This is a genomic window from Streptomyces sp. NPDC017246 (assembly GCF_044331325.1).
In the GTDB taxonomy this organism is placed as follows: domain Bacteria; phylum Actinomycetota; class Actinomycetes; order Streptomycetales; family Streptomycetaceae; genus Streptomyces.
Map to the genome: position 1 here is coordinate 178,678 of NZ_JBIRMW010000002.1, position 21,347 is coordinate 200,024.

At 70.1% G+C, this 21,347-nt stretch carries 17 protein-coding genes and 1 tRNA gene; 12 read left to right on the top strand and 6 right to left on the bottom strand.

What is annotated here, in order from left to right:
* Positions 1-2 precede the first annotated feature (2 nt).
* The 4 genes from ACH4MY_RS05590 to ACH4MY_RS05605 form a co-directional block, all read right to left on the bottom strand.
* Positions 3-425, bottom strand: a complete 423-nt coding sequence (locus tag ACH4MY_RS05590) for a hypothetical protein (protein ID WP_358759606.1) — start codon at positions 423-425, stop codon at positions 3-5.
* On the bottom strand, positions 426-2,948 hold the full coding sequence (locus ACH4MY_RS05595) for an AAA family ATPase (RefSeq protein ID WP_397997942.1): 2,523 nt from the start codon (positions 2,946-2,948) through the stop codon (positions 426-428).
* Positions 2,949-3,187: 239 nt separating this feature from the next.
* A tRNA-Ser gene (locus tag ACH4MY_RS05600) sits at positions 3,188-3,277 on the bottom strand.
* A 48-nt stretch (positions 3,278-3,325) separates the two neighbouring features.
* A complete protein-coding gene (locus tag ACH4MY_RS05605) occupies positions 3,326-4,882 on the bottom strand; it encodes a S1C family serine protease (protein WP_397997945.1) in 1,557 nt (518 codons plus the stop codon).
* A 201-nt stretch (positions 4,883-5,083) separates the two neighbouring features.
* Between ACH4MY_RS05605 and ACH4MY_RS05610 the strand changes: the two genes are divergently transcribed.
* The 3 genes from ACH4MY_RS05610 (at position 5,084) to ACH4MY_RS05620 (ending at position 7,906) form a co-directional block, all read left to right on the top strand.
* Positions 5,084-5,905, top strand: a complete 822-nt coding sequence (locus tag ACH4MY_RS05610) for a glycerophosphodiester phosphodiesterase (protein WP_397997947.1) — start codon at positions 5,084-5,086, stop codon at positions 5,903-5,905.
* A gap of 133 nt (positions 5,906-6,038) precedes the next feature.
* Positions 6,039-6,662, top strand: a complete 624-nt coding sequence (locus ACH4MY_RS05615) for an ATP-binding protein (RefSeq protein ID WP_397997949.1) — start codon at positions 6,039-6,041, stop codon at positions 6,660-6,662.
* Positions 6,663-6,928: 266 nt separating this feature from the next.
* Positions 6,929-7,906 carry a DUF5926 family protein gene (locus tag ACH4MY_RS05620; RefSeq protein WP_397997952.1) on the top strand — a complete coding sequence of 326 codons (978 nt, stop codon included), beginning with the start codon at positions 6,929-6,931 and terminating at the stop codon, positions 7,904-7,906.
* 1,159 nt (positions 7,907-9,065) lie between these two features.
* On the opposite strand, the gene ACH4MY_RS05625 is transcribed toward ACH4MY_RS05620, so the two are convergent.
* Positions 9,066-9,746, bottom strand: a complete 681-nt coding sequence (locus ACH4MY_RS05625; protein ID WP_397997955.1) for a bifunctional DNA primase/polymerase — start codon at positions 9,744-9,746, stop codon at positions 9,066-9,068.
* A gap of 564 nt (positions 9,747-10,310) precedes the next feature.
* Here ACH4MY_RS05625 and ACH4MY_RS05630 point away from each other — a divergent pair.
* Positions 10,311-11,762, top strand: a complete 1,452-nt coding sequence (locus tag ACH4MY_RS05630) for a PP2C family protein-serine/threonine phosphatase (RefSeq protein WP_397997958.1) — start codon at positions 10,311-10,313, stop codon at positions 11,760-11,762.
* A gap of 135 nt (positions 11,763-11,897) precedes the next feature.
* Positions 11,898-13,358 (top strand): aminopeptidase P family protein, encoded by a 1,461-nt coding sequence (locus ACH4MY_RS05635; protein WP_397997960.1) that lies wholly within the window; start codon positions 11,898-11,900, stop codon positions 13,356-13,358.
* Between the two features lie 65 nt (positions 13,359-13,423).
* On the opposite strand, the gene ACH4MY_RS05640 is transcribed toward ACH4MY_RS05635, so the two are convergent.
* Positions 13,424-13,876: an ATP-binding protein gene (locus tag ACH4MY_RS05640; protein ID WP_397997963.1), complete on the bottom strand. Its 453-nt coding sequence runs from the start codon at positions 13,874-13,876 to the stop codon at positions 13,424-13,426.
* 204 nt (positions 13,877-14,080) lie between these two features.
* On the opposite strand from ACH4MY_RS05640, the gene ACH4MY_RS05645 reads away from it, so the two are divergent.
* The 7 genes from ACH4MY_RS05645 (at position 14,081) to pheA (ending at position 21,313) form a co-directional block, all read left to right on the top strand.
* Complete coding sequence (locus ACH4MY_RS05645) at positions 14,081-14,869, top strand: hypothetical protein (RefSeq protein ID WP_397997966.1); 789 nt, start codon at positions 14,081-14,083, stop codon at positions 14,867-14,869.
* A gap of 121 nt (positions 14,870-14,990) precedes the next feature.
* Positions 14,991-15,758: a YcnI family protein gene (locus ACH4MY_RS05650; RefSeq protein ID WP_397997969.1), complete on the top strand. Its 768-nt coding sequence runs from the start codon at positions 14,991-14,993 to the stop codon at positions 15,756-15,758.
* A gap of 45 nt (positions 15,759-15,803) precedes the next feature.
* Complete coding sequence (locus ACH4MY_RS05655; protein WP_397997972.1) at positions 15,804-16,538, top strand: SCO family protein; 735 nt, start codon at positions 15,804-15,806, stop codon at positions 16,536-16,538.
* Positions 16,535-17,011: a copper chaperone PCu(A)C gene (locus tag ACH4MY_RS05660; RefSeq protein WP_397997975.1), complete on the top strand. Its 477-nt coding sequence runs from the start codon at positions 16,535-16,537 to the stop codon at positions 17,009-17,011. The genes ACH4MY_RS05655 and ACH4MY_RS05660 overlap by 4 nt, the downstream gene beginning before the upstream one ends.
* A 45-nt stretch (positions 17,012-17,056) precedes the next feature.
* The gene (locus ACH4MY_RS05665; protein ID WP_397997978.1) at positions 17,057-19,021 is read left to right on the top strand and encodes a copper resistance protein CopC; all 1,965 of its coding nucleotides are present in this window, start codon (positions 17,057-17,059) and stop codon (positions 19,019-19,021) included.
* A gap of 3 nt (positions 19,022-19,024) precedes the next feature.
* Positions 19,025-20,296 (top strand): iron uptake transporter deferrochelatase/peroxidase subunit, encoded by a 1,272-nt coding sequence (gene efeB / locus ACH4MY_RS05670; RefSeq protein ID WP_397997980.1) that lies wholly within the window; start codon positions 19,025-19,027, stop codon positions 20,294-20,296.
* Positions 20,297-20,377: 81 nt separating this feature from the next.
* Positions 20,378-21,313 (top strand): prephenate dehydratase, encoded by a 936-nt coding sequence (gene pheA / locus ACH4MY_RS05675; protein WP_397997983.1) that lies wholly within the window; start codon positions 20,378-20,380, stop codon positions 21,311-21,313.
* Positions 21,314-21,347: the final 34 nt, after the last annotated feature.

Here is a 21,347-nt window from a genome sequence, read left to right on the forward strand (position 1 = left end):
CGTCACTTCGACGCGACCTGCCCACTCACCTCTCCAGCCGGAGCAGGAATAGCGATGGCAGATTCCCCGCCAACCTCGGGCCTCTCAACGAATTGATCGAGAAAACCCTCCAGTCGGGATACGACGAATTCCCACTCATCGAGAACAACAGAGGAAGCATTCAGAAGACCTGAGCGACCATGCAAAATATCCGATGACTTCTTGTAGATATGGCGAGACAGTCTAATTACGCCAAGAACCTCTCCATAGCTACCCTGCTCGACAAGGCCGAGCACAAAGGCTAGTTGAGCATCCGCACCGTTTGAAATTGTCGGAGGCCGATCCGGCTTGCAGACAAGCTTGTAGGCATCAGACGAGACCCTCTCGATCCGAAGCCTCAACTCCAGAACCTTGATTCTACGCAACGAGAGGTCGGTCACATCCATTCAGAAATCCCACTCACCAAGCGTCGAGCATGCATCAAGCCCTGCCTTGATCTCCAACTTCAGATCGGCCTTCGCTTCTTCTCCGCCATGTGCAGCGCTGTTCCACTTGGCGATGTGATGCCCACACGCTTGCCGAGCCTTGTCGACAGGGTGAGAAAGAGCCGGATCCAAAGAGATGATCTGCTTAGCTGCATCGAGTCGCTTGGTGGTTGTCATCGCTCCATCCAGAAGCCCCAGCGACCTAGCCACGTTCTCCCCAGAGAAAAGCGAGTATCGAACGACGCACTGCCTCAACGCATCATCCAGCGCCTGCCGCAACAACCCTCGAATAATCTGAACCTCATTGAGGTATCCCGTAGACGACACCTTGGGTGAGAACTGCCATACCGACTCCGCATCCCTAATAAGGACCCGCCAAAGCTCGTCGGTCTTCTCAACAGAAATCTCTCCCCGGATCCCATCACGACTCACGACCCACGCCTCGCACACATGACTCCGTGCCAGAAGATGCTCCTTCAAACGCTCATCGTGAGTTAGAACGATGACGCGCCTCCCCTTGGCCAGGTCGGAGATCACAGCGGCGAGCCTGTCAACCCTGATTTCATCGAACGAATGGACGGGATCGTCGAGGATCAGAAAATTGAAGGGTCCAGAACCAGCCGTCGCAAACAGCGGAGCAAGCAAGAAGGCATTTCTCTGCCCCGCGCTCAGCATGGCAAGTTCCAGCTTGTTCCCGTCAGCTCCCTGTACGGAAATTTCAGCTCGCGTCCGCTTGAGGCTTACCGATTCCAGGACGATTCCAGCATCTTTTAGTAGACGCTCTACCTGTACGCCGGCCTTTCCTTCGAAACGCACAGTGCGGCCAGCACGGAGACGGTCCTCAAGTTCACCGATACACTTGCGTGTCGCCTCCCAGAGGGGAGCAGACTCAGCTTCCTCATTCTCCTGCTCCCAGGCCGCGATGTACGGCTCTAGCGTCGCCCTACGCCCCCGTCGCCACTGAGCGGAAATATCACTCAGCTCGATCGCCTTACTATAAAGACCCTTCCAGAACTCTCCTGAAAGTTTCGCTCGAATTCCGAGGAATCCTGTCACTACAGGGGCAACAGGCTGTTCGCCGTACGCCTCAAATGTCGCCAGAAGAGCCGCGTACTCAGATCGGAAACCGTCGAGCAATGGTTCATCGAAATCTGCTACGCCTGAGACTATGTCGAGAACCATCGGGATGATCTCAACGGCTCCGCGAAGTGCCTTCAGTGAGGCGTTTGCCGCATTTCTCCTGGGGGCTGTCTCTGTAACACTTGCCAGGTTATCGGCAAGGCGCTGCACCCAATCGGAAACCTCGCTGTCGCAGACCGGGCAGATGTATCCGCAGTTAGCAACCTGCTCGACCTCTGAATGGAGAGAAGTCAGGTGAACCGCCAGACGATGGTGAACTGTAGGAACGTCCCCTAGCACCAACTCCAGAGCACGGTCGACATCGCGCAGCGAAGCATCCAGTCTTTCGATTCCAGCCGCTGTAACCTCAGGTAGCGCTGCTCCGACTTCGGTGAGGCCGTTCTCAGTCAGCCAGGCCCGTATGTCGCCCACATCCCCACTCCAGGACATGTCTGGAAGATGGTGCTGCGGTTCGAGTTCCAAGAAGTGGGCGTCTACCCTTGCCACTCTCTCCTTGGCGCTCTTGAGTGCGGCTGCGAGACGCTTACGACTAGCAGTTGCGGAAGAACTGATCTCCTCAACGCGACGTTCCAGGTGATCAAAGCAGCCACCGAGCGCGAGCAGATTCTCAATGTACCTCTGAAGATCTTCGTGCTGCTGCACACGCCTCTCTACATCGGCATACGAAAACACCGGCGGATGAGATTCCACGGCGTAACTCCAGGGGGTCTCCGAGATTTCAAAACTCGCAACTCCCCCGCTGGAAAGCTCACGGATGGAATCGAAGTTATTAACCTGCCCATCCTTGCCGATTCGAGCTGTAAGTCGAAGTGACTCTTCACCTCGCGTTAGAACGACTTCAACCGTAGATTCTTCTGCATCGCGGGCACAGTTCACTTTCTCCCATAGTGGACTCTTCCCGCTTCTTGCAGTCGCCGGAGCAACAGCCGCCCACCAGTCCGATCGACCCGAAAGCGCCGTCCGAATCCCATCAGAGATGCTCGACTTCCCAGACCCATTAGGCCCGTGAAGAATGGTCACGCCAGGCGTCGGGTCGAACTGGAAGGAAAAAGGAACAGTGGCGCCCTGAAAACCCTCGATCCTCAGTGAAACGAGGTCCCATGAAAGGCCACGCGTAGGATCCCATGCATCGATTCTCCCCGTTCCTCCGATCTCTTCGATCAGAGCGAGAAGGTTCCCCCAAGCCTGCCTCTTCTGGGGGCTGTTCGCACGAGCCTGTGCGAACTTGCTTTCCTCGGCAAGGTCCGCATACGTGAGGAGGCTCAGCTCGCTAGAGCCGGCCGAGGATCGGGCGTGACCGCCATCGGGGGCCGAACTGGTAGCCGTGTGACGATGAGGGTCCACCGATGCTCCCTGTGCAGAACGCTCCTTGCGATTTGCGATGCTACCCAGGTAACTAAAGCTGGTGCATGGGTTTTTGCCCGATTCCCTTCCCCTCCGCCTGATGCGCACGTGGTGGTCCACGCCTGGTCCACACACGATGATCCAAAGCGGCACTCAGGCGATCCAGGGTGAGACAGGACCCATGCCGAAGGGGTGCCCCTCAATCGGGACACCCCTTCTGATCAGCACGTTCTCTGACCTGGCGGTGGGTGTGGGATTTGAACCCACGGTGACATCGCTGCCACGACGGTTTTCAAGACCGTTCCCTTAGGCCGCTCGGGCAACCCACCCCGCGCCGCCGGTGTGTGCACGGGCGGCGCGGGGAACAGCCTAGCCGGTCAGTTGTCGCCGGTGCGTTCGCCGAGGGTGACCGTGGCCGTGGAGGTCTTGCCGTCGCGCTCGTAGGTGATCTTGACCGGGTCGCCGGGCTTGTGGGTCCAGATCTCGCTGATCAGCGTGGGGCCGCTGTCGATCGGGTGGTCGTCGAAGCCCGTGATCACGTCGCCCGCCTTCAGACCCGCCTTGGCCGCCGGGCCGTCGGGGGTGACGGAGGGGGTGCCGCCCGAGCCCTGGGAGGCGATCGTGGCGCCCTCGCCCTTCTCGTTCATGTTCACCGTCGCGCCGATGACCGGGTACACCGGCTTGCCCGTCTTGATCAGCTGCTGGGCCACGTTCTTCGCCTGGTTCACCGGGATCGCGAAGCCCAGGCCGATCGAGCCCGCCTGGGTCTGGCCGAAGCCGCTCCCCGTGGACTGGATGGCCGAGTTGATGCCGATCACCGCGCCGCTCGCGTCGAGCAGCGGCCCGCCCGAGTTGCCCGGGTTGATCGACGCGTCCGTCTGCAGCGCGCTCATGTACGAGTTGCTGCCGCCCGAGCCGTCGCCCGAGGCGACCGGGCGGTTCTTGGCGCTGATGATGCCCGTCGTCACCGTGTTCGACAGGCCGAAGGGCGCGCCGATCGCGATCGTAGAGTCGCCGACGGCCACCTTGTCGGAGTTGCCGAGCGGCAGCGGCTTCAGCCCCTTCGGGGCGTTCGTGAGCTTGAGTACGGCCACGTCGTAGCCCTCGGCCCGGCCGACGACCTCCGCGTCGTACGACTTGCCGTTCGGGAACGTCACGGAGAGGGTGCCGCCGTCCGCCGCCGACGCCACCACGTGGTTGTTGGTGACGATGTGGCCTTCCTGGTCGTACACGAAGCCCGTGCCCGTGCCGCCCTCGCCCTCGCCCTGGGTGCCGCCGGACTTCGCCTGGATCGTGACCACGCTCGGCAGCGCCTGCGCCGCGACCGCGGCGACCGTCCCCGGGTCGCGCTTGAAGGCGGCGGGGGCCTCGCCGGAGGAGACCGTGGTCGAGCTGACGTCGTCGTCCCCGCGCTGGGCCGCCCAGTAGCCGATGCCGCCGCCGATGCCGCCCGCGACGAGCGCCGCGGCCAGGACCGCCGCCACGAGGCCGCCGGTCCGCCCGCGCGGTGCCGCGGGAGCGGGAGCCGCGGGCGGGAGCGGCGCCCCCCAGGCCGGCACCGCCGGCGGGGGAGGCGGCCAGCCGGCGCCCGCGCCGCCCGAAGCGGCCGCGACGGGTTCCTGGGCGGGGGCGTGGGCCGGGGCGGGTTCCTGACCCGGGGCATGGGTCGGGGCGGCGGCCGGCGGGGAGGCGTGCGCGACCGTCGGGGCGTCGGTCGGAGCCGGGGGCGGGGTCGGGGTCTGCGCCGTCGTCGGAGCAGGTGCCGGTGCGGACACCGGTTCGGACGCCGGGTCGTGCGGGGCGGCGGGCGTCGGTTCGGGCGCCGTCGCCGCCGACGTCGTCGATTCCGGCGTCGTCGTCGAGGGAGGCGTCGGAGGGGCGGACGGGGTGGCCGGGGTCGCCGGTACCGCCGTGCCCTCGTTCTCTGTGCTCACAGCTCGCTCTCCTCGTTGACTGCGCGGGGTGGTGGAACCTACTGGTCACCTACCGGGTCCAGGGTGCTGCACAAGCTTTTCCCACCGGACGTCAGGCCACCGTAAGGCGGAGCTGTGTGTGCGCACCCCTACCTTTATATACGGACAGAACGGACACCTTCCGGTGTGCCCGCTCCGCCCCGCCAATGGCACCATGACGCCGTGACTCACGCACGGCAGCACCCGAACCGCGTCCCCCTCCAGGTCGTCGCCCACCGTGGAGCCTCCGAGGACGCACCGGAACACACCCTGGCCGCGTATGTGAAGGCCATCGAGGACGGCGCCGACGCCCTGGAGTGCGACGTCCGGCTGACCGCCGACGGCCATCTCGTCTGCGTCCACGACCGCCGCGTCGACCGCACCTCGAACGGCCGCGGCGCCGTCTCCGCCCTGGAACTCGCCGATCTCGCCGCCCTCGACTTCGGCACCTGGAAGGGCCGCGACGACTCCGGCGAGATCCCCGACTGGCGCGACCCCGGGTACACCTCCGTGCTCACCCTCGAACGCCTCCTGGAGCTGGTCTCGGACGCCGGGCGCCGGGTCGAGCTGGCCATCGAGACCAAGCACCCCACCCGCTGGGCGGGCCAGGTCGAGGAGCGGCTGCTCCAGCTCCTCAAGAGGTTCGGCCTGGACGCGCCCGCGTCCCCCGCCGACTCCTCCGTCCGCGTCATGAGCTTCTCCGCGCGCTCCCTGCAACGGATCGCCCTGGCCTCGCCGACGCTCCCCACGGTCTCCCTCGCCCAGTTCGTCTCGCCGCGGCTGCGCGACGGGCGGCTCCCCGCGGGCGCGCGCATCGCCGGGCCGTCGATCCGGATCGTCCGCCACCATCCCGCCGTGATCCTTCGGCTCCAGAAGGCCGGGCACCAGGTCCACGTCTGGACCGTGGACGACGCCGAGGACGTCGAGCTCTGCGAGCGCCTCGGGGTGGACGCGATCATCACCAACCGGCCCAAGCAGGTGCTCGCCCAGCTGGGCCGCGACTGACGCGTCTCCGGCCCCGCGCCGAGACACCCCGGTTTTTGCCCCTTCGACCGGCTGGTTTTCGCCCCCTCAAACCCTCCTTTCCCTTACGTCACAAGGGTTCACAGGGCTTTCAGGGAGTGCACCGGCGCGTTCGATGCGTACGCGATCGTCACGAGTGCCTCATCGAACGCGGATTGGCCGGTTTCCGGTCCAGTCCATTGGGGCATTCACACGGTGGCGTGGGGCAAAGGAGGTCTCGGGGGTGGCGTTTGTGGTGGCACAAGAGGTGCCCACGTCGTCGAGCATGGCCGTACCCCATGGCCCTGCGGGCGTGGGCAGGGCGAGGCACCGGATGCGGGACGAGCTGTACCGCAGCGGAGTGTCCGATTCGGTCGTCGACGACGCGGTGCTGATCCTTTCCGAGCTGCTCAGCAACGCCTGTCGCTACGGCAGGCCGCTGGGGCAGGCGGACCGGGGCGACGGAGACGTACGGGCGGCCTGGCGGGTGGACCCGGCGGGCGGGCTCAGAGTCGAGGTGACGGACGGCGGTGGCCCGACGCGGCCCGTTCCGGCCACGCCCTCGGTCACCGCACGGGGAGGCCGCGGGCTGAACATCATCAGCGCGCTGGCCCAGGACTGGGGCGTACGGGACAGCGCGACCGGCGAGGTGACGGTCTGGGTGGTGGTCACCGAAGGACACCGCCGTGAGGACTTCGCGGCCCGTGTCGGCGGCGGCTCCCGCTTCGACATCCTGGACGCGTACGACGATCTGGACTGACGCGGGCACGCGTACGGACCGACGCGGGCGCACGGCTCGACCGACACGGGTGCGCTTTTTCGCAGAGGGATTCGGATACGGATACGGGCCCGGGCATGAGTACGGGCGCGAGCGAGGGTACGCGCGCCGGGCCACCTGCGGGCGGCGGGTACGCGCACCGGACCCTCGCGGGGCGACGGCCCGCCTGAGGGGTGTCGGTGCCCGGTGCGGCTAGGCTCGCGCCCGGAACAAGCACCGCACCGCCGCGATCGGGAGAAAGCCACACCATGGCCAAGAAGCGCCCCCAGACGAAGGCCGGCAAGACCGGTCAGGCACAGGTCACGAGCGGGGAGATCCCGGTCGTCGGCGCCCGCGAGCCGTGCCCGTGCGGTTCGGGCCGCCGTTACAAGGCGTGTCACGGCCGGACCGCCGCGCACGCCGTGACCGAGCTCGTCCAGCGCCCCTTCGAGGGCCTGCCCGGCGAGTGCGACTGGGTCGCGCTGCGCGAGCTGGTGCCCGCCGCCACCGTGCCGCTCACCCTGAAGGGCGGGCTCCCGGAGGGCGTGCCTTCCGTGACCCTGGCGACCGTGCTGCCCATGGCGTGGCCGGCGCTCCGTCGTGACGACGGCTCCGTCCTGCTCGCCCTGCAGAACGACTCCACCTCGGGCGACCTCGCCCGCGACCTCGCCGACACCCTCCAGCGCGCCCTGGAGACCGAGCCGGGCAACCCGGTCCCCCCTCGTCGCGTCCCGGCCGAGGGCCCGCGCCTCCAGGACCTGCTCGAAGCGGACGCCGCGTTCGCCCCGGAGGTCCACTCGGGCTTCGAGTTCTGGATCCCGCAGTCCACGGACGGCGCCGACCCGGAGGTCGCCGCGTCCCTGGAGCGCGCCAACGCGGCCGCGATCCCGACGGTGAAGCTGGAGAGCGTCGACTCCGCGTACTGGTGCGAGACCCCGGACAAGAACCACCTGCGCTGGGTCATGCCGTACCCGGAGGAGAAGCTCCTCGACGCGCTCGCCCGCCTCCAGGCGGCCGGCGCGACCTCCCTCGGCCCGGACACCCGGCTCGTCGGTTCGTTCCGCGCCCATGGCCTGATGGTGCCGGTCTGGGACCTGCCGACGGCGATGACCGCCGAGGAGTGCGAGAAGCCGGCCGCGGAGTTCGCCGAGCGGCTGACCGAGGCGCTCGCCTCGGACGCCCCGCTCACGGCGGAGGAGCGGCGGGCGCGCGGCGGCCTCACGAACCGTCAGGTGACTCTCAGCTGATACCCCACGTGGTATCGGTGACTGGCAGACCGATCAGTCGGTGACTTCCGCCACAACCCAGACTTCGGACGGGTAAATCCCTGTCCGAATAACCGAGATCGAATTTGCGAACAGCAGATCTCTTGTTACCGTTCTGGAAGCCCGGTCGCTGGTGCATCCCCCGTCGCCAGCGATCGGGCCTTTCCATGTCCGCTTCCGGCAGGTCCGGAGCGTCGACGCTCAACTTCCTTCGCTGTCCGCCGTGTTGCTACCGGCCCGCAGCAGCAGCGGGGTGTTGTCCCCCTCGCCCGTGCCCGCGAATTCCGCCACCGCCGTATACGCCGAGGCCAAGCCCCGACCGCGCTCCCTGGGCGTTTCACAGGTACCCGGTTCGTCTTGCGCCGTGACCGGGCAGCGGACTTGTACGGTCCGCCCGCCGGGGGCCAAGAGGGTAAGAAACGCGTCGAGATCCTGGCCGGTCGCGTTCCGGTAGTACGTACGCGCCCAGGTGTCGGGTCCTTCGGCCAGAACGCAGGTCTGCGCCTCGACCCCCTCGGGGGAGGCGAGTTCCGGCCCACAGTTCGTGACCCGCTCCGGAGACCTCGGAGACACGGCGGCCGGATCGGCGGGGTGGGAGGGGTGAGCGGGGCGAGTGGCGGCGGGATCGGCCGCGGAAGCGCCCGGAGCCGCCCTCGCAGCCTCCGAAGCTCCCGTAGCCCTCTGAGCCGCTGGAGCCCCCGAAGCCGCCGGGGCCGGGGCAGGATCCCCGCCGGGGCCCGGCCCGAGCCCGCCCAGCAGCTCTCCGGGCTTCGCGTCGGCCGAATCCGTCACGGCCGTCGGCCGTGCGGCTTCGCCCGTCGGCCCCGCCGTCGCGACGAGCGGCAGCAGCACGGCGACCGTGACGGCGGCCCCGAGTCCGACCACGCGGAGGTTCACCGGACTCATGCGCCCACCTGCTCCTGCTCGGCTGGAGATCTTGAACGGTGGGGTGAACATATCGGCGGCCGACGGGCGCCCGGCCGGCCGCGCGCCCGTTTCCCGGAGAAGTCGGGCCAGGACACACCCGTTCGGGTGAACGGCCGGGGCCCCGGCCGGAAGGCCGGGGTCCCGCCGCCCCAGAGTCACCGCCTACCGCCCGGGCCGGGACCGCCCCTCGGTACGAGAGCCGGGACCGCCCCCGTCAGTACGCGAGCCGGCTCCCGCCGCCCGGGGTGCTCGTGCTCGCCTCCACCAGCGCGTCGACCACCGCCTCCACGTCCGGCAGCCACGGCCGGGCCGAGCCCGCGAGCGGTGCCCGTTCCCATCGCACCTGCCCGGTACCGGCGACCGAGGGCGGCAGCAACAGATAGCCGCCCTCTCCATGGAAGCGCAGCGAGCCGGGAACGCTGTCCTTCGCGTACAACAGCTCACCGAGCCGTTCGAGGCCGTACGGGGCGACGAGGATCGACCACCGGGTCGGGGTCGCCACCACCGGGCCGAGTCGCATCCCCGTCGCGTCGAGCGCGGCGAGCGCCCGCGCGCCCGCCACCGCGGGCAGACTGACCGCGCAGGGCGCGGCACCGCCCGTGGCGAGGACCACCGGGGCGTCCGGACGCCGGGTCCACCACCAGCGGATCATCCGCTCGTCCGTGGTGGCCGCGAGCAGTCCGGGGTCGTACGGGTGGGCACCGGGCACCACGCAGTCGGGGTCGGGGCAGGAGCAGACCGGTCCCGCGGCCGTGCGGGTCGTCGCTCTCAGGCCTGCTCCCGGCAGGACGGGCCAGTCCCACTCGACGGCGAAGGTGACCGCCGCGTCGAGCCGGGCGGTCCTCGCCTTGCGCCGGGACCGGAGCCTGCGTCGCCTTCCGAGGATCTCGCGCATGAGCGCTCGTTCCTTTCCGTTGAACGCCGAATCCACATCACACCATGTGCAGGACACTTCACCGTGCGTATCAGCGCGTACCGGGTCGGCGGGGTGACGGCCCCTGTCGGAGCGGGGCCGGCCGGGCCGGAGCCAGGTGGAACCACGTGGAACCGGATGGAGCGAGGTCGGTGCCAGGTGGAGCCGGGTCAGAACGAGGTGGAGCCAGGTCAGAACCAGGGCGGGTCAGAACACGTTCCCCGCCACTCGGTGACGGGTTGCGGCCTGCGGCGTGAGAGACGCCGGGGTTCCGCGTCACGTTCCGGGGCAGCGCCAACTGCCCCTGCCTGTCACCGATTACGTACCCAGCACGCTCGGAATGACGCGCTTTCAAACGACGCCAGTCGACCGCAAAAGGTGCACACCGGGGACAATTTTCGGCCAACTTCCTTCGGACTTCAACCCTTGCGCACGACCTCACGGACACCACAAGTCCTGTGGGGACAATGCTGGACATCGTTCCTCTTGTGCGTGTACATGTGGATGCATCGAGCGGCTCAGAATGACATGGGGGTTTGCGATGCTATGGCGTCAAACGCACCGGTCGGAAAGCCGACTGACATGAGCGCCCCGCACATGCCGAAAGTGGCTGGAATCGATTCAACGATTCCCGGGTCCCCGCACACTACGTCGCCGCTGCCCGGGGTACCGGCGGCAGCGACACCCTCGGACCCGGTCCCTCCGCCCGGGGCGCTGATCCAGGACCGGCTCGCCGCCTGGGTCTCCGACCTCACCACCCTCCACGAACTCACCGAGCGCCTCATCAGGACCTCCTCCCTCGACGAGGCCCTCCGCGAGGCGCTCGGCGCCGGCGCCGCCCTCGTCGGGGCCCGCCGCGGCATGGCCGTCCTCGAACCGGCCGACGGACTGGGGCCCGCCTCCACCATCGGTCTCGGTCTCGCCCACTCCGACCTCGGCACCATCGAGACCGTCCCGCGCGGCACCAGCAGCTACGGCCGCCTCCTCGACGGCCTCCCCGATCCCGGACACCCCGAGCGGGTCCCCGATCCGATCGCCATCCGCGACGTACGCACCGAGGAGGGCCTCGACCCGCGCCACCGCGAGGTCGCCGCCCGCCTCGGCTACGCCGCCAGCTACGCCCTCCCCCTCGCCACCGAGGAGGCCGGCCGGCTCGGCGCGGCCGTCTGGCTCTACGACGAGCCCGCCGAACCCACCGACCGCCAGCGCCACCTCATCGGGCTCTACGGCCGCTTCGCCACCGAGCACCTCGCCCGTCTCCTCCAGGTCGAGCGTGCCCGCGTCCAGGTCGCCACGATCGCCGAGGAGCTGCTCCCCAGCCGTCTCCCCCGCGTCCCCGGCGTCCAGCTCGCCGCCCGTCACCGCACCGGACCGCAGGGCGGCGGCGACTGGTACGACGCGCTGCCGCTGCCCGAGGGCGCCCTCGGGCTCGCCGTCGGCTCCGTCTCCGGGACGGGCCCCAGCGCGCTCGCCGCCATGGGGCGGCTGCGCGCCTCCCTGCGGGCGTACGCGGTGATGGAGGGCGAGGACCCCGTCGCCGTCCTCTCCGACCTGGAACTCCTGCTCCGGCTCACCGAACCGGCCCGCTCGGCGACCGCGCTCTTCGCGTACACCGAACCCGCGCAGCGCCGGATCGTCCTCGCGGGCGCGGGGCACGCCCCGCCGCTGGTCATCGGCGAGCGGCGGACCGAGTTCGTCGAGACCTCGCTCTCGGCTCCGCTCGGGATGCTCTCCTGCTGGGAGGCGCCGAGCGTGGAGCTGTCCGTGGCACCCGGAGAAACGGTGCTTCTCTATACGGACGGGCTGCTGCGCCGTACCGGAGACGCCATGGACCGTGCCTTCGCCCGGCTCCACTCGGCGGCGGCGAGCGTGCCGAAGGCCGACCTGGGCGACCCCGGCGCCGTCGCCGACCACGTGCTGCGGTCCCTGCTGCCCGAGCGTCTCGACACCGAGGCGCACGGGGAGGACGTGGTCCTGCTCGCGGCCCGCTTCGACTGAGCGGCCCGCCGCGAAACTGTAGGCACCGGTAACCGGAGCGTGAGATTCCGGTAATGGGTCTTCCGGCCCTGGGCCCCCTTCCGTACGACCGTACGATGGTGGGGGTTCAGTGTCGTACCAAGAGGAGGCAGACCCGTGGCCGAGGAGCTCACGCCGGAGACCCCGGAAGAGACCGAAGAGCAGGCGATCAAGCAGCGGAAGAACGGCCTGTACCCGGGCGTGTCCGACGAGCTGGCCGAGAACATGAAGTCCGGCTGGGCCGACACCGAGCTGCACGGACTCGAGCCGATCGCCCAGGCCGACAAGACCGCCGCGCGCCGCGCCGCGCTCTCCGCCCGCTTCCCGGGCGAGCGCCTGGTGATCCCGGCCGGCAACCTGAAGACCCGGTCGAACGACACCGAGTACGGCTTCCGCGCCTCCACCGAGTACGCGTACCTCACCGGTGACCAGACCCAGGACGGCGTCCTCGTCCTGGAGCCGACGAAGAGCGGCCACAAGGCGACGATCTACCTGCTGCCGCGCTCCGACCGCGAGAACGGCGAGTTCTGGCTCGACGGCCAGGGCGAGCTGTGGGTCGGCCGCCGCCACTCCCTCACCGAGGCCGAGCAGCTCCTCGGCATCCCCGCGAAGGACGTCCGCGAGCTCGCCGAGGCGCTGCGCGAGGCCACCGGCCCCGTCCGCAACGTCCGCGGCCACGACGCCGGCATCGAGACGGCGCTGACCGACAAGGTCACCGCCGAGCGCGACGAGGAACTCCGCGTCCACCTCTCCGAGGCCCGTCTCATCAAGGACTCCTTCGAGATCGCCGAGCTGGAGAAGGCCTGCGCCTCCACCGCCCGCGGCTTCGAGGACGTCGTCAAGGTCCTCGACAAGGCCGAGGCCACCAGCGAGCGCTACATCGAGGGAACCTTCTTCCTCCGCGCCCGCGTCGAGGGCAACGACATCGGCTACGGCTCCATCTGCGCCGCCGGCCCCCACGCCACCACCCTGCACTGGGTGCGCAACGACGGCGACGTGCGCTCCGGCGACCTGCTGCTGCTCGACGCCGGCGTGGAGACCACCGAGCTCTACACCGCGGACATCACCCGCACCCTGCCGATCAACGGCCGGTACACCGAGCTCCAGCGCAAGATCTACGACGCCGTGTACGAGGCGCAGGAGGCCGGCATCGCCGCGGTGAAGCCCGGCGCCGCCTACCGCGACTTCCACGACGCCGCCCAGCGCGTCCTCGCCGAGAAGCTCGTCGAGTGGGGCCTCGTCGAGGGCCCCGTCGAGCGCGTCCTGGAGCTCGGCCTCCAGCGCCGCTGGACCCTGCACGGCACCGGTCACATGCTCGGCATGGACGTCCACGACTGCGCCGCCGCGCGCACCGAGGCCTACGTCGACACGACCCTCGCGCCGGGCATGTGCCTGACCGTCGAGCCGGGTCTGTACTTCCAGGCCGACGACCTGACCGTGCCCGAGGAGTACCGCGGCATCGGCGTCCGGATCGAGGACGACATCCTCGTCACCGAGGACGGCAACCGGAACCTCTCGGACGGGCTGCCGCGCCACGCCGACGAGGTCGAGGCGTGGATGGCCGCGCTGAAGGGCTGACCTCCGCGTACGTTGGAACCGAAGGGCCCTCGCCGACCGACCGGCGGGGGCCCTTCCCCGTACCCTCACGCCATCAGCAGCGAGGGACTGTCCTTCCACTTCAGGATCTTGTCGAAGCTGACCACCGCGCCGCCCCGGCCCGATCTGTTGCCGAACTGCACATGGTCGGCGAGCTCCTCGATCAGCCGCAGCCCCCGGCCGTGCTCGGCGTCCGACGGAGCCGCCGGGAGCTTCGCGCCGGGAAACCCCGGACCCGAGTCGGCCACCTCGATACGGCAGGTCTCACCGTCCAGGTAGGCCGTCACCCGGTATGCCCCGGCCGTCGCGCCCGGCCCCGGCGCGGCGCCCGCGCCACCGTGCTCGACCGCGTTCGCACAGGCCTCGGTCAGTGCGACCGACAGCTCGTACGACACGTCGGGATCGACTCCCGCCGTCTCCATCGTGCCCATCAGAAGCCTGCGGGCGAGCGGCACGCTCGCGGCCTCGCGCCGCAGATGGAGTGACCACCAGATGCTCATGCTCCAGCCTCCCGGCAGCGGCTCGACATACCGATACCTATTGCCGGACAGAACCCTTCGTAAGCCCCCGGAGGTGACAAGAGCGCTCGTTCGGCGGATGCACCGGGGGCGTGCGCCGGTGTATGTCACCCCGAAGGCCCCCAAGCACGACCTTCTGGACCTGCCTCATACCGGTGGGGCCCTTGGTGCGATGATGGCCCCGCCATGACTGCCCCCGCGCTCGCTCCACGGCTGCTGAGGGCCGCGGTGTTCACCGCGGTCTGCGTCGTGCTGTCCGCGCTCGGACACACCCTCGCCGCCTGCGCGGGCGTCGCCTGGTGGTCACTCCTCGCCGGATTCCTCGGCGTCTTCGGGATCGCCGTCCTCTTCACCGGACGGGAACGCTCCCTCGGCTTCGTCGTCGGCACCCTCGCCGGCGGACAGCTCGGCCTGCACGTCCTCTTCGGCATCGGCCAGCGCCATCTCGGCCTCAGCCCCCAGGCCGACGACGCCCTCGTCCGGATGGCGGCCCGGCTCGTCTGCGGAGCGGGGACCTCGTCCCTCAGCTCCGCCGACGCCACCAGGATCATCCGCGACGCCGGACTCGACCCGGCCACCGCGGGGGCCGGCGCCCACCTCGGACACACGGCCGCCACGGCGACCGCGCCCACCGGTGGGCTGCTGCCCGGACTGCCCATGCTCCTCGGCCATCTGCTCGCCGCCCTCGCCGCGGGCTGGCTGCTGCGCCGCGGCGACCGCGCCCTCGGCCGCCTCGTCGAACTCTCCGAGCAGGGGGCGACGGAGCTCGCCGAGTGCGCCCTCGTCCGCTCGCTGCGGGCCGCGCTCCGTCTCGTACGGGCGCTGCTCACCGGGCTCGCGGCGATCCCGGCCACGGCGCCGGGGCGCGCCACCCGTACGGCCTTCGACTCCTCGCCGCCGCCGGTGGCCGAGGCCCTCCAGCACACGGTGATCAGGCGCGGCCCGCCCGCCGCCGACTGCGTCCTCGCAGCCTGACGCAGCCCGCCGCGGTCCCCTCAACGGGAGTGGGACCGCGTTCGTCCGCACGCCCCCGGAGCTTTCCCTCCCCGGCGCGCCGGACCGCACCGTCTCTCTCCGAGCTGGAGTGTCTTCTGCCATGACCGTTTCCCGTGTCTCCGCGTCCCGTGTCGCCCTCGCCGGTGGCATCGCCCTCTCCTCCGTCGTGCTGCTGTCCGGTACGGCCTTCGCGCACGTGAGCGTGCAGCCGCAGGGCGAGGCGGCCAAGGGCGGCTACGCGACCGTCAACATCAAGGTCCCGAACGAGCGCGACAACGCCTCCACCGTGAAGGTCGAGGTCAACTTCCCGCTCGACCACCCGCTCGCCTCCGTCATGCCGCAGCCCGTCCCCGGCTGGAAGGCCGAGGTGACCAAGAGCAAGCTCAGCAAGCCGCTGACGCTGCACGGCAAGACGATCAACGAGGCCGTCTCCAAGGTGACCTGGACCGCCGACGGCTCGAAGATCGGCCCCGGCCAGTTCCAGCAGTTCCCGCTCTCCCTCGGCCAGCTGCCCGAGGACGCCGACCAGCTGGTCCTCAAGGCGATCCAGACGTACGACAACAAGGAGGTCGTGCGCTGGATCGAGGAGCAGAAGGAGGGCGGGGAGGAGCCGCAGAACCCCGCCCCCGTCCTGAAGCTCTCCGCCGCCTCCGCCGACCACCACGGCGGTGCCGCCGCCCCGTCCGCCTCCGCCTCCACCGCGAAGGACGACAAGGCCGGCCACGAGGACAAGACGGCCTCCCACGAGGAGACGGCCGCCGCCGACTCCTCCGACACCACCGCCCGGATCCTCGGCGTCATCGGCATCCTCGTGGGCGTCGCCGGTGTCGCCTTCGGTCTCCTCGCCGGCCGCCGTCGCTCGGCCTGACGGCCGCACCTCATCCGAACCCGGAAAGAAGCGGAAAGAAACAGCATGTCCGCAGAGAAGACACCCTCTCCGAAGCCCGAGGACGGCCCGGCACGCCCCGGCCGCCGCACACCCCTGATCGTCGCCGCGGTGGCGATCGCCGCCGCGGTCGGCATCACCGCGGCCGTCGGCCTCGGCGGCAACGACGACAAGACCGCGGGCCCGGGCTCCGGCGCGCTCGCCGTGGTCTCCGGCGGCGACGACTCCACCGAGGCCGCGACCGTCCTCGACCGGCCGTTCACCAAGCCGGCGCTCGTCCTCACCGACACCAAGGGCGAGAAGTACGACCTGCGGGAGCGGACCAAGGGCAAGCCGACGCTCATCTACTTCGGCTACACGCACTGCCCCGACGTCTGCCCCATGACGATGAGCAACATCGCCATCGCCAAGAAGCAGCTCCCCAAGGCCGACCAGGACAAGCTCCAGGTCGTCTTCGTCACCACCGACCCCGAGCGGGACACCTCGGCCGAGCTCGCCAAGTGGCTGCCCGCCGCCGGCGACGCCTCCTTCACCGGTCTCACCGGCGAGTTCTCCACCATCCAGGCGGGGGCACGGCAGATCGGCATCGGCATCGACCCGCCGAAGAAGGAGAAGAACGGCTCGGTCGTCTCCATGCACGGAGCACAGGTGATCGCCTTCTCGCCCACGACCGACCAGGGCTACGTCCTGTACGGCGAGGACGCGAGCGTCGACGACTACGCCAAGGATCTGCCGAAGCTCATCAAGGGGGAGAACCCGTGAACCGCCGCACCACCGCCCTGTCCGCCTCCGTGGCGCTCGCCGCCGCGCTCGCGCTGACCGGGTGTTCGTCCTCGTCCGACGGCTCCGCCGGATCCACCGGCGGCAAGCCGAAGCTGGAGGTCAGCGGCGCGTTCATGCCCCAGCCGGTGATGGACATGGCCGGTGGCTTCCTCACCATCAAGAACGCCGGCGGCGCCGCGGACAAGCTCACCTCGGTCACCAGCCCGATCTCGGACGACGTCACGATCCACGAGACGAAGAACCAGAAGATGCAGCAGGTCGACTCCTTCGACATCCCGGCGAACGGCACCCTCGCCCTGGAGCGGGGTGGCAACCACATCATGTTCATGGAGCTGAAGAAGAAGCCCAAGCAGGGCGAGAAGGTCAGCATCGAGCTCCACTTCGAGAAGTCCGACCCCATCAAGGTCGACCTTCCCGTCGAAGCCGCCAACCACAACCCGCAGCAGCACTGAGCGCGTTGACGGAGTTCTCACAGAACTGACGGAGTGAACCGGAAGATGACAACCACCGCCCCGCGCCTCGGTACCGCCCTGGCCCGGCTGCTGATCCTCGCGGCCGCGCTCCTCGGCACGCTGCTCGCCGGCGCCGCCCCCGCCTCCGCGCACGCGGCGCTGACCGGCAGCGATCCGAAGGCCGGGGCGGTGGTGGCCTCCGCTCCCAAGGAGGTCAACCTCACCTTCTCGGAACAGGTCGCCATGAGCGCCGACTCGATCCGGGTCCTCGACCCGGCGGGCCGGCGCGCCGACACCGGCGAGATACGCGACCTGTGCAGCGGCTCGATCGTCCGTTACGGGGTCGGGCTCCGCGCCGGACTGCCCGACGGCACGTACACCGTGGCCTGGCAGACCGTCTCCGCCGACAGCCACCCCGTCTCGGGCGCCTTCACCTTCTCCATCGGCGCCCCTTCCACGACCTCCGTCGCCCTGCCCGACCGCACGGCGGGCGGCGGACCGGTCGGCACCCTCTACGGCATCGCGCGCTACGTCTCGTACGCCGGTTTCGCGATCCTCGTCGGCGGCGGCGCCTTCGTCCTGGCCTGCTGGCCGCGCGGCGCGAGCGTCCGTCCCGTCCAGCAGACCGTGGTCAGGGGCTGGCTGACCCTCACCGGCGCCACCCTCGTCATGCTGCTGCTGCGCAATCCGTACACCGGCTCGGGCGAACTCTCCGACGCCTTCGACCTGGCTGGTCTGAAGGCCGTCCTGGAGACGAAGACCGGGGCCGCGCTCACCTCCCGGCTGCTGCTGCTCGGCGCGGCCGCGCTCTTCGTGGCCGTCCTCTTCGGTGCCTTCGCCCGGCGCACGGACCCGAAGGAGAAGAAGGACCTCGCCTTCGGGCTCGGTATCGGCGGCACGGTCGTCGCCGCCGGCATCGCCGGCACCTGGGCCCTGGCCGAGCACGCCTCGACCGGTATCCAGCCCGGCATCGCCATGCCGGTCGACATCCTGCACCTGCTGGCCGTCGCCGCCTGGCTCGGTGGTCTCACGGTGCTGCTCGTCTCCCTCTACCGGGCGCCGAGCGTCCCGCGCTCGGCGGTCGAGCGGTTCTCCAAGGTGGCCTTCGGCTCCGTGGCCGTCCTCGTGGCCACCGGGATCTACCAGTCCTGGCGCCAGGTCGGCTCCTGGTCGGCGCTGACCGGGACCCGCTACGGGCAGCTGCTGCTCGTCAAGATCGGCCTCATGTGCGTCCTCGTCGGCATCGCGTGGATCTCGCGCCGGTGGACCCACCGCCTGGCCGCCCCGACGGCCGCCGAAGAGGCCCGGGAGGCCGAAGAGGCTGAGGAGGCCGGGGAGGCGACGGCCGGGAACGGCGCCGCCGATGAGGCCGAAGAGGCCGAGGCGGAGGCCGCGGCGGCCGACGGCGCCGCCGGGACCGCGGCCGTCGCGCCCGAGCGGGCCGCCCAGCTCGCCCGGCAGCAGGCCGCCGTCGCCACCGCGCGGCGCAAGCGGGAGCGGGACGCCGACCCCGAGCGGGCCGGTCTGCGCCGCTCCGTGCTGACCGAGGCCGCCGTCGCCGTCGTACTCCTCGCCGTGACCACCGTCCTCACCTCGACCGAGCCCGGCCGTACCGAGGAGGAGGCGGGCAGGAGCACCGCCGCGGCCGGACCGGCCGCCGTGCCCGACCGGCCCGTCGACATCCGGCTGCCCTTCGACACCGGCGGCGTGGACGGCAAGGGCGTCGTCCGGCTCAGCCTCGACCCCGGCCGCACCGGGGCCAACGCGCTCCACATCTTCGTGGAGCGCCCCAACGGCAAGCCGCTGGACGTCCCCGAGATCAAGGTCTCCTTCACCCTGGAGGCGAAGAACGTCGGTCCGCTGCCCGTCGCCCCCGACCGGATCCAGACCGGACACTGGAGCGCGAGCGGCGTCCAGATCCCGATGCCCGGAGAGTGGCGGATCCAGGTGACCGTCCGTACCTCCGAGATCGACCAGACCACCATCGACAAGAACGTGAAGATCGGCTGACCCGTGACCGAGAACGACAACCTTGAGATCTCCCGGCGGCGCCTGCTCGGCACCGTCGGCGCGGCCGGCGCGGCCGGGCTCGTCATCGGCGCGGCCGGCGGGGTCGGGATCTCCTCGGCCGTGTCGGGCGAGGACACCGCCGCCGGGACCGGGGCCGGTGGCGCCCCGGCGCTGACCTCCGTCGGCTCGACCGAGGTGATGTTTCACGGGAAACATCAGGCCGGGATCACCACGCCCCTGCAGTCCCGCGGCCACCTGATCGCCTTCGACCTCGCCCCGGGCGCCGGCCGCAAGGAGGCGATCGCCCTGCTGCGCCGCTGGTCGGCGACGGCGAAGACGCTGATGGCGGGCAAGGCCCCCACCGACGACACCGGTGTCGCGCTCGACGCGGGGCCCTCCTCCCTCACGGTCACCTTCGGCTTCGGCCGTACCTTCTTCGACCGCACCGGCCTCGCCGCGCGCCGCCCCACCGGGCTCGACCCGCTGCCCGCCTTCTCCGCCGACGCCCTGGACGCCCGGCGCTCGGAGGGTGATCTGTGGGTGCAGATCGGCGCCGACGACGCACTCGTCGCCTTCCACGCCCTGCGCGCCCTCCAGAAGGACGCGGGCGACGCGGCTCGGGTGCGCTGGCAGATGAACGGCTTCAACCGCTCGGCCGGTGCCACCGCGAAGCCGATGACCGCGCGCAACCTCATGGGCCAGATCGACGGCACGGGCAACCCGAAGGTCACCGACCCCGACTTCGACCGGCGCATCTTCGTCCCGGCCGGCGCCACCGGCGCCGCCGAGTGGATGGCCGGCGGCTCGTACGCGGTGGTGCGCCGGATCCGGATGCTGCTCGACGACTGGGAGAAGCTGCCGGTCGGCCGGCAGGAGAAGGTGATCGGGCGCCGGAAGTCCGACGGGGCCCCGCTCACCGGCGGCACGGAGACCACCGAGCTCGATCTGAACAAGCGCGGCCCCGACGGGGAGACGGTGATCCCGGACAACGCGCACTCCCGGATCTCCGCCCCCGAACAGAACGGCGGGGCGGCGATGCTGCGCAGGCCGTTCTCCTTCCACGACGGCATCGGTCCGGACGGGACGCCGGACGCCGGTCTCCTCTTCGTCTGCTGGCAGGCGGATCCGCTCAGAGGCTTCGTGCCCGTGCAGCGCAAGCTGGACCGGGGCGACGCGCTGTCCGCGTTCATCCGCCACGAGGCGAGCGGACTCTTCGCGGTCCCGGGCGGCCCCGCCGAGGGCGAGTACGTGGGCCAGCGGCTCCTGGAGTCCTGATCCCCCGGGCGGGCGGCCCGTGGGCGCGCGTGTCCCGCCGCATGGGCGGCCCGGGCCGGCGGAGCCCATTAGGGTGACGGTATGTCCGCCACCCGGTACACGTATCTCGGCCCCGAGGGCACCTTCACGGAGGCCGCGCTGCGTACGCTGCCCGAGGCCGCGACGAGGGAACTCGTCCCCATGGTCTCGGTCCCGGCCGCGCTCGACGCCGTACGGAACGGGGAGGCCGCCGCCGCGCTCGTACCGATCGAGAACTCGGTCGAGGGCGGGGTGACCGCGACCCTGGACGAGCTGGCCTCCGGCGAACCGCTGATGATCTACCGCGAGGTGCTGCTGCCGATCGCCTTCGCGCTGCTCGTGCGGCCGGGGACCAAGCTGTCGGACATCAAGACCGTGACGGGCCACCCGGTGGCCCAGCCGCAGGTCAGGAACTGGCTGCGGGCGCATCTGCCCGAGGCGCTGTGGGAGTCGGCCGCGTCCAACGCGGACGGTGCCCGGCTGGTGCAGGAGGGCCGCTTCGACGCCGCCTTCGCGGGGGAGTTCGCGGCGGCGACGTACGGTCTCGAGGCGCTGGTGACCGAGATCCACGACGCGGAGAACGCCGAGACCCGCTTCGTGCTGGTGGGCAGGCCGGCCCGGCCGGCGGCGCCGACCGGCGCGGACAAGACCTCGGTGGTGCTGTGGCTGGGTGACGATCATCCGGGTGCCCTCCTCGAACTGCTCCAGGAATTCGCGGTGCGCGGGGTGAACCTGATGCTGATCCAGTCCCGGCCCACGGGGGCGGGGATCGGGAACTACTGCTTCGCCGTGGACGCCGAGGGCCATATCTCGGACCGGCGGGTGGGCGAGGCGCTGATGGGGCTCAAGCGGATCTGCCCCAAGGTGCGCTTCCTCGGCTCGTACCCGAGGGCGGGTGTCGCGGTCGAGGACGTACCGGCGCTGCGGCGCGGGACCTCGGACGGGGAGTTCATGGCGGCCTCCGACTGGCTGGCGAGGGCCCAGGACGGTCGGGCCTGACCCGATGGTGACCGAACGCTCCCGTCGACGGGAG

Excerpts from the sequence above, each read along its gene's own strand:
- ACH4MY_RS05590 (WP_358759606.1), bottom strand. The coding sequence starts at position 425 with ATGGATGTGACCGACCTCTCGTTGCGTAGAATCAAGGTTCTGGAGTTG.
- ACH4MY_RS05615 (WP_397997949.1), top strand. The coding sequence starts at position 6,039 with ATGCGTACGCGATCGTCACGAGTGCCTCATCGAACGCGGATTGGCCGG.
- ACH4MY_RS05630 (WP_397997958.1), top strand. The coding sequence starts at position 10,311 with ATGGCGTCAAACGCACCGGTCGGAAAGCCGACTGACATGAGCGCCCCG.
- ACH4MY_RS05665 (WP_397997978.1), top strand. The coding sequence starts at position 17,057 with ATGACAACCACCGCCCCGCGCCTCGGTACCGCCCTGGCCCGGCTGCTG.
- ACH4MY_RS05645 (WP_397997966.1), top strand. The coding sequence starts at position 14,081 with ATGACTGCCCCCGCGCTCGCTCCACGGCTGCTGAGGGCCGCGGTGTTC.
- pheA (WP_397997983.1), top strand. The coding sequence starts at position 20,378 with ATGTCCGCCACCCGGTACACGTATCTCGGCCCCGAGGGCACCTTCACG.
- ACH4MY_RS05625 (WP_397997955.1), bottom strand. The coding sequence starts at position 9,746 with ATGCGCGAGATCCTCGGAAGGCGACGCAGGCTCCGGTCCCGGCGCAAG.
- ACH4MY_RS05650 (WP_397997969.1), top strand. The coding sequence starts at position 14,991 with ATGACCGTTTCCCGTGTCTCCGCGTCCCGTGTCGCCCTCGCCGGTGGC.
- ACH4MY_RS05620 (WP_397997952.1), top strand. The coding sequence starts at position 6,929 with ATGGCCAAGAAGCGCCCCCAGACGAAGGCCGGCAAGACCGGTCAGGCA.
- ACH4MY_RS05640 (WP_397997963.1), bottom strand. The coding sequence starts at position 13,876 with ATGAGCATCTGGTGGTCACTCCATCTGCGGCGCGAGGCCGCGAGCGTG.
- ACH4MY_RS05655 (WP_397997972.1), top strand. The coding sequence starts at position 15,804 with ATGTCCGCAGAGAAGACACCCTCTCCGAAGCCCGAGGACGGCCCGGCA.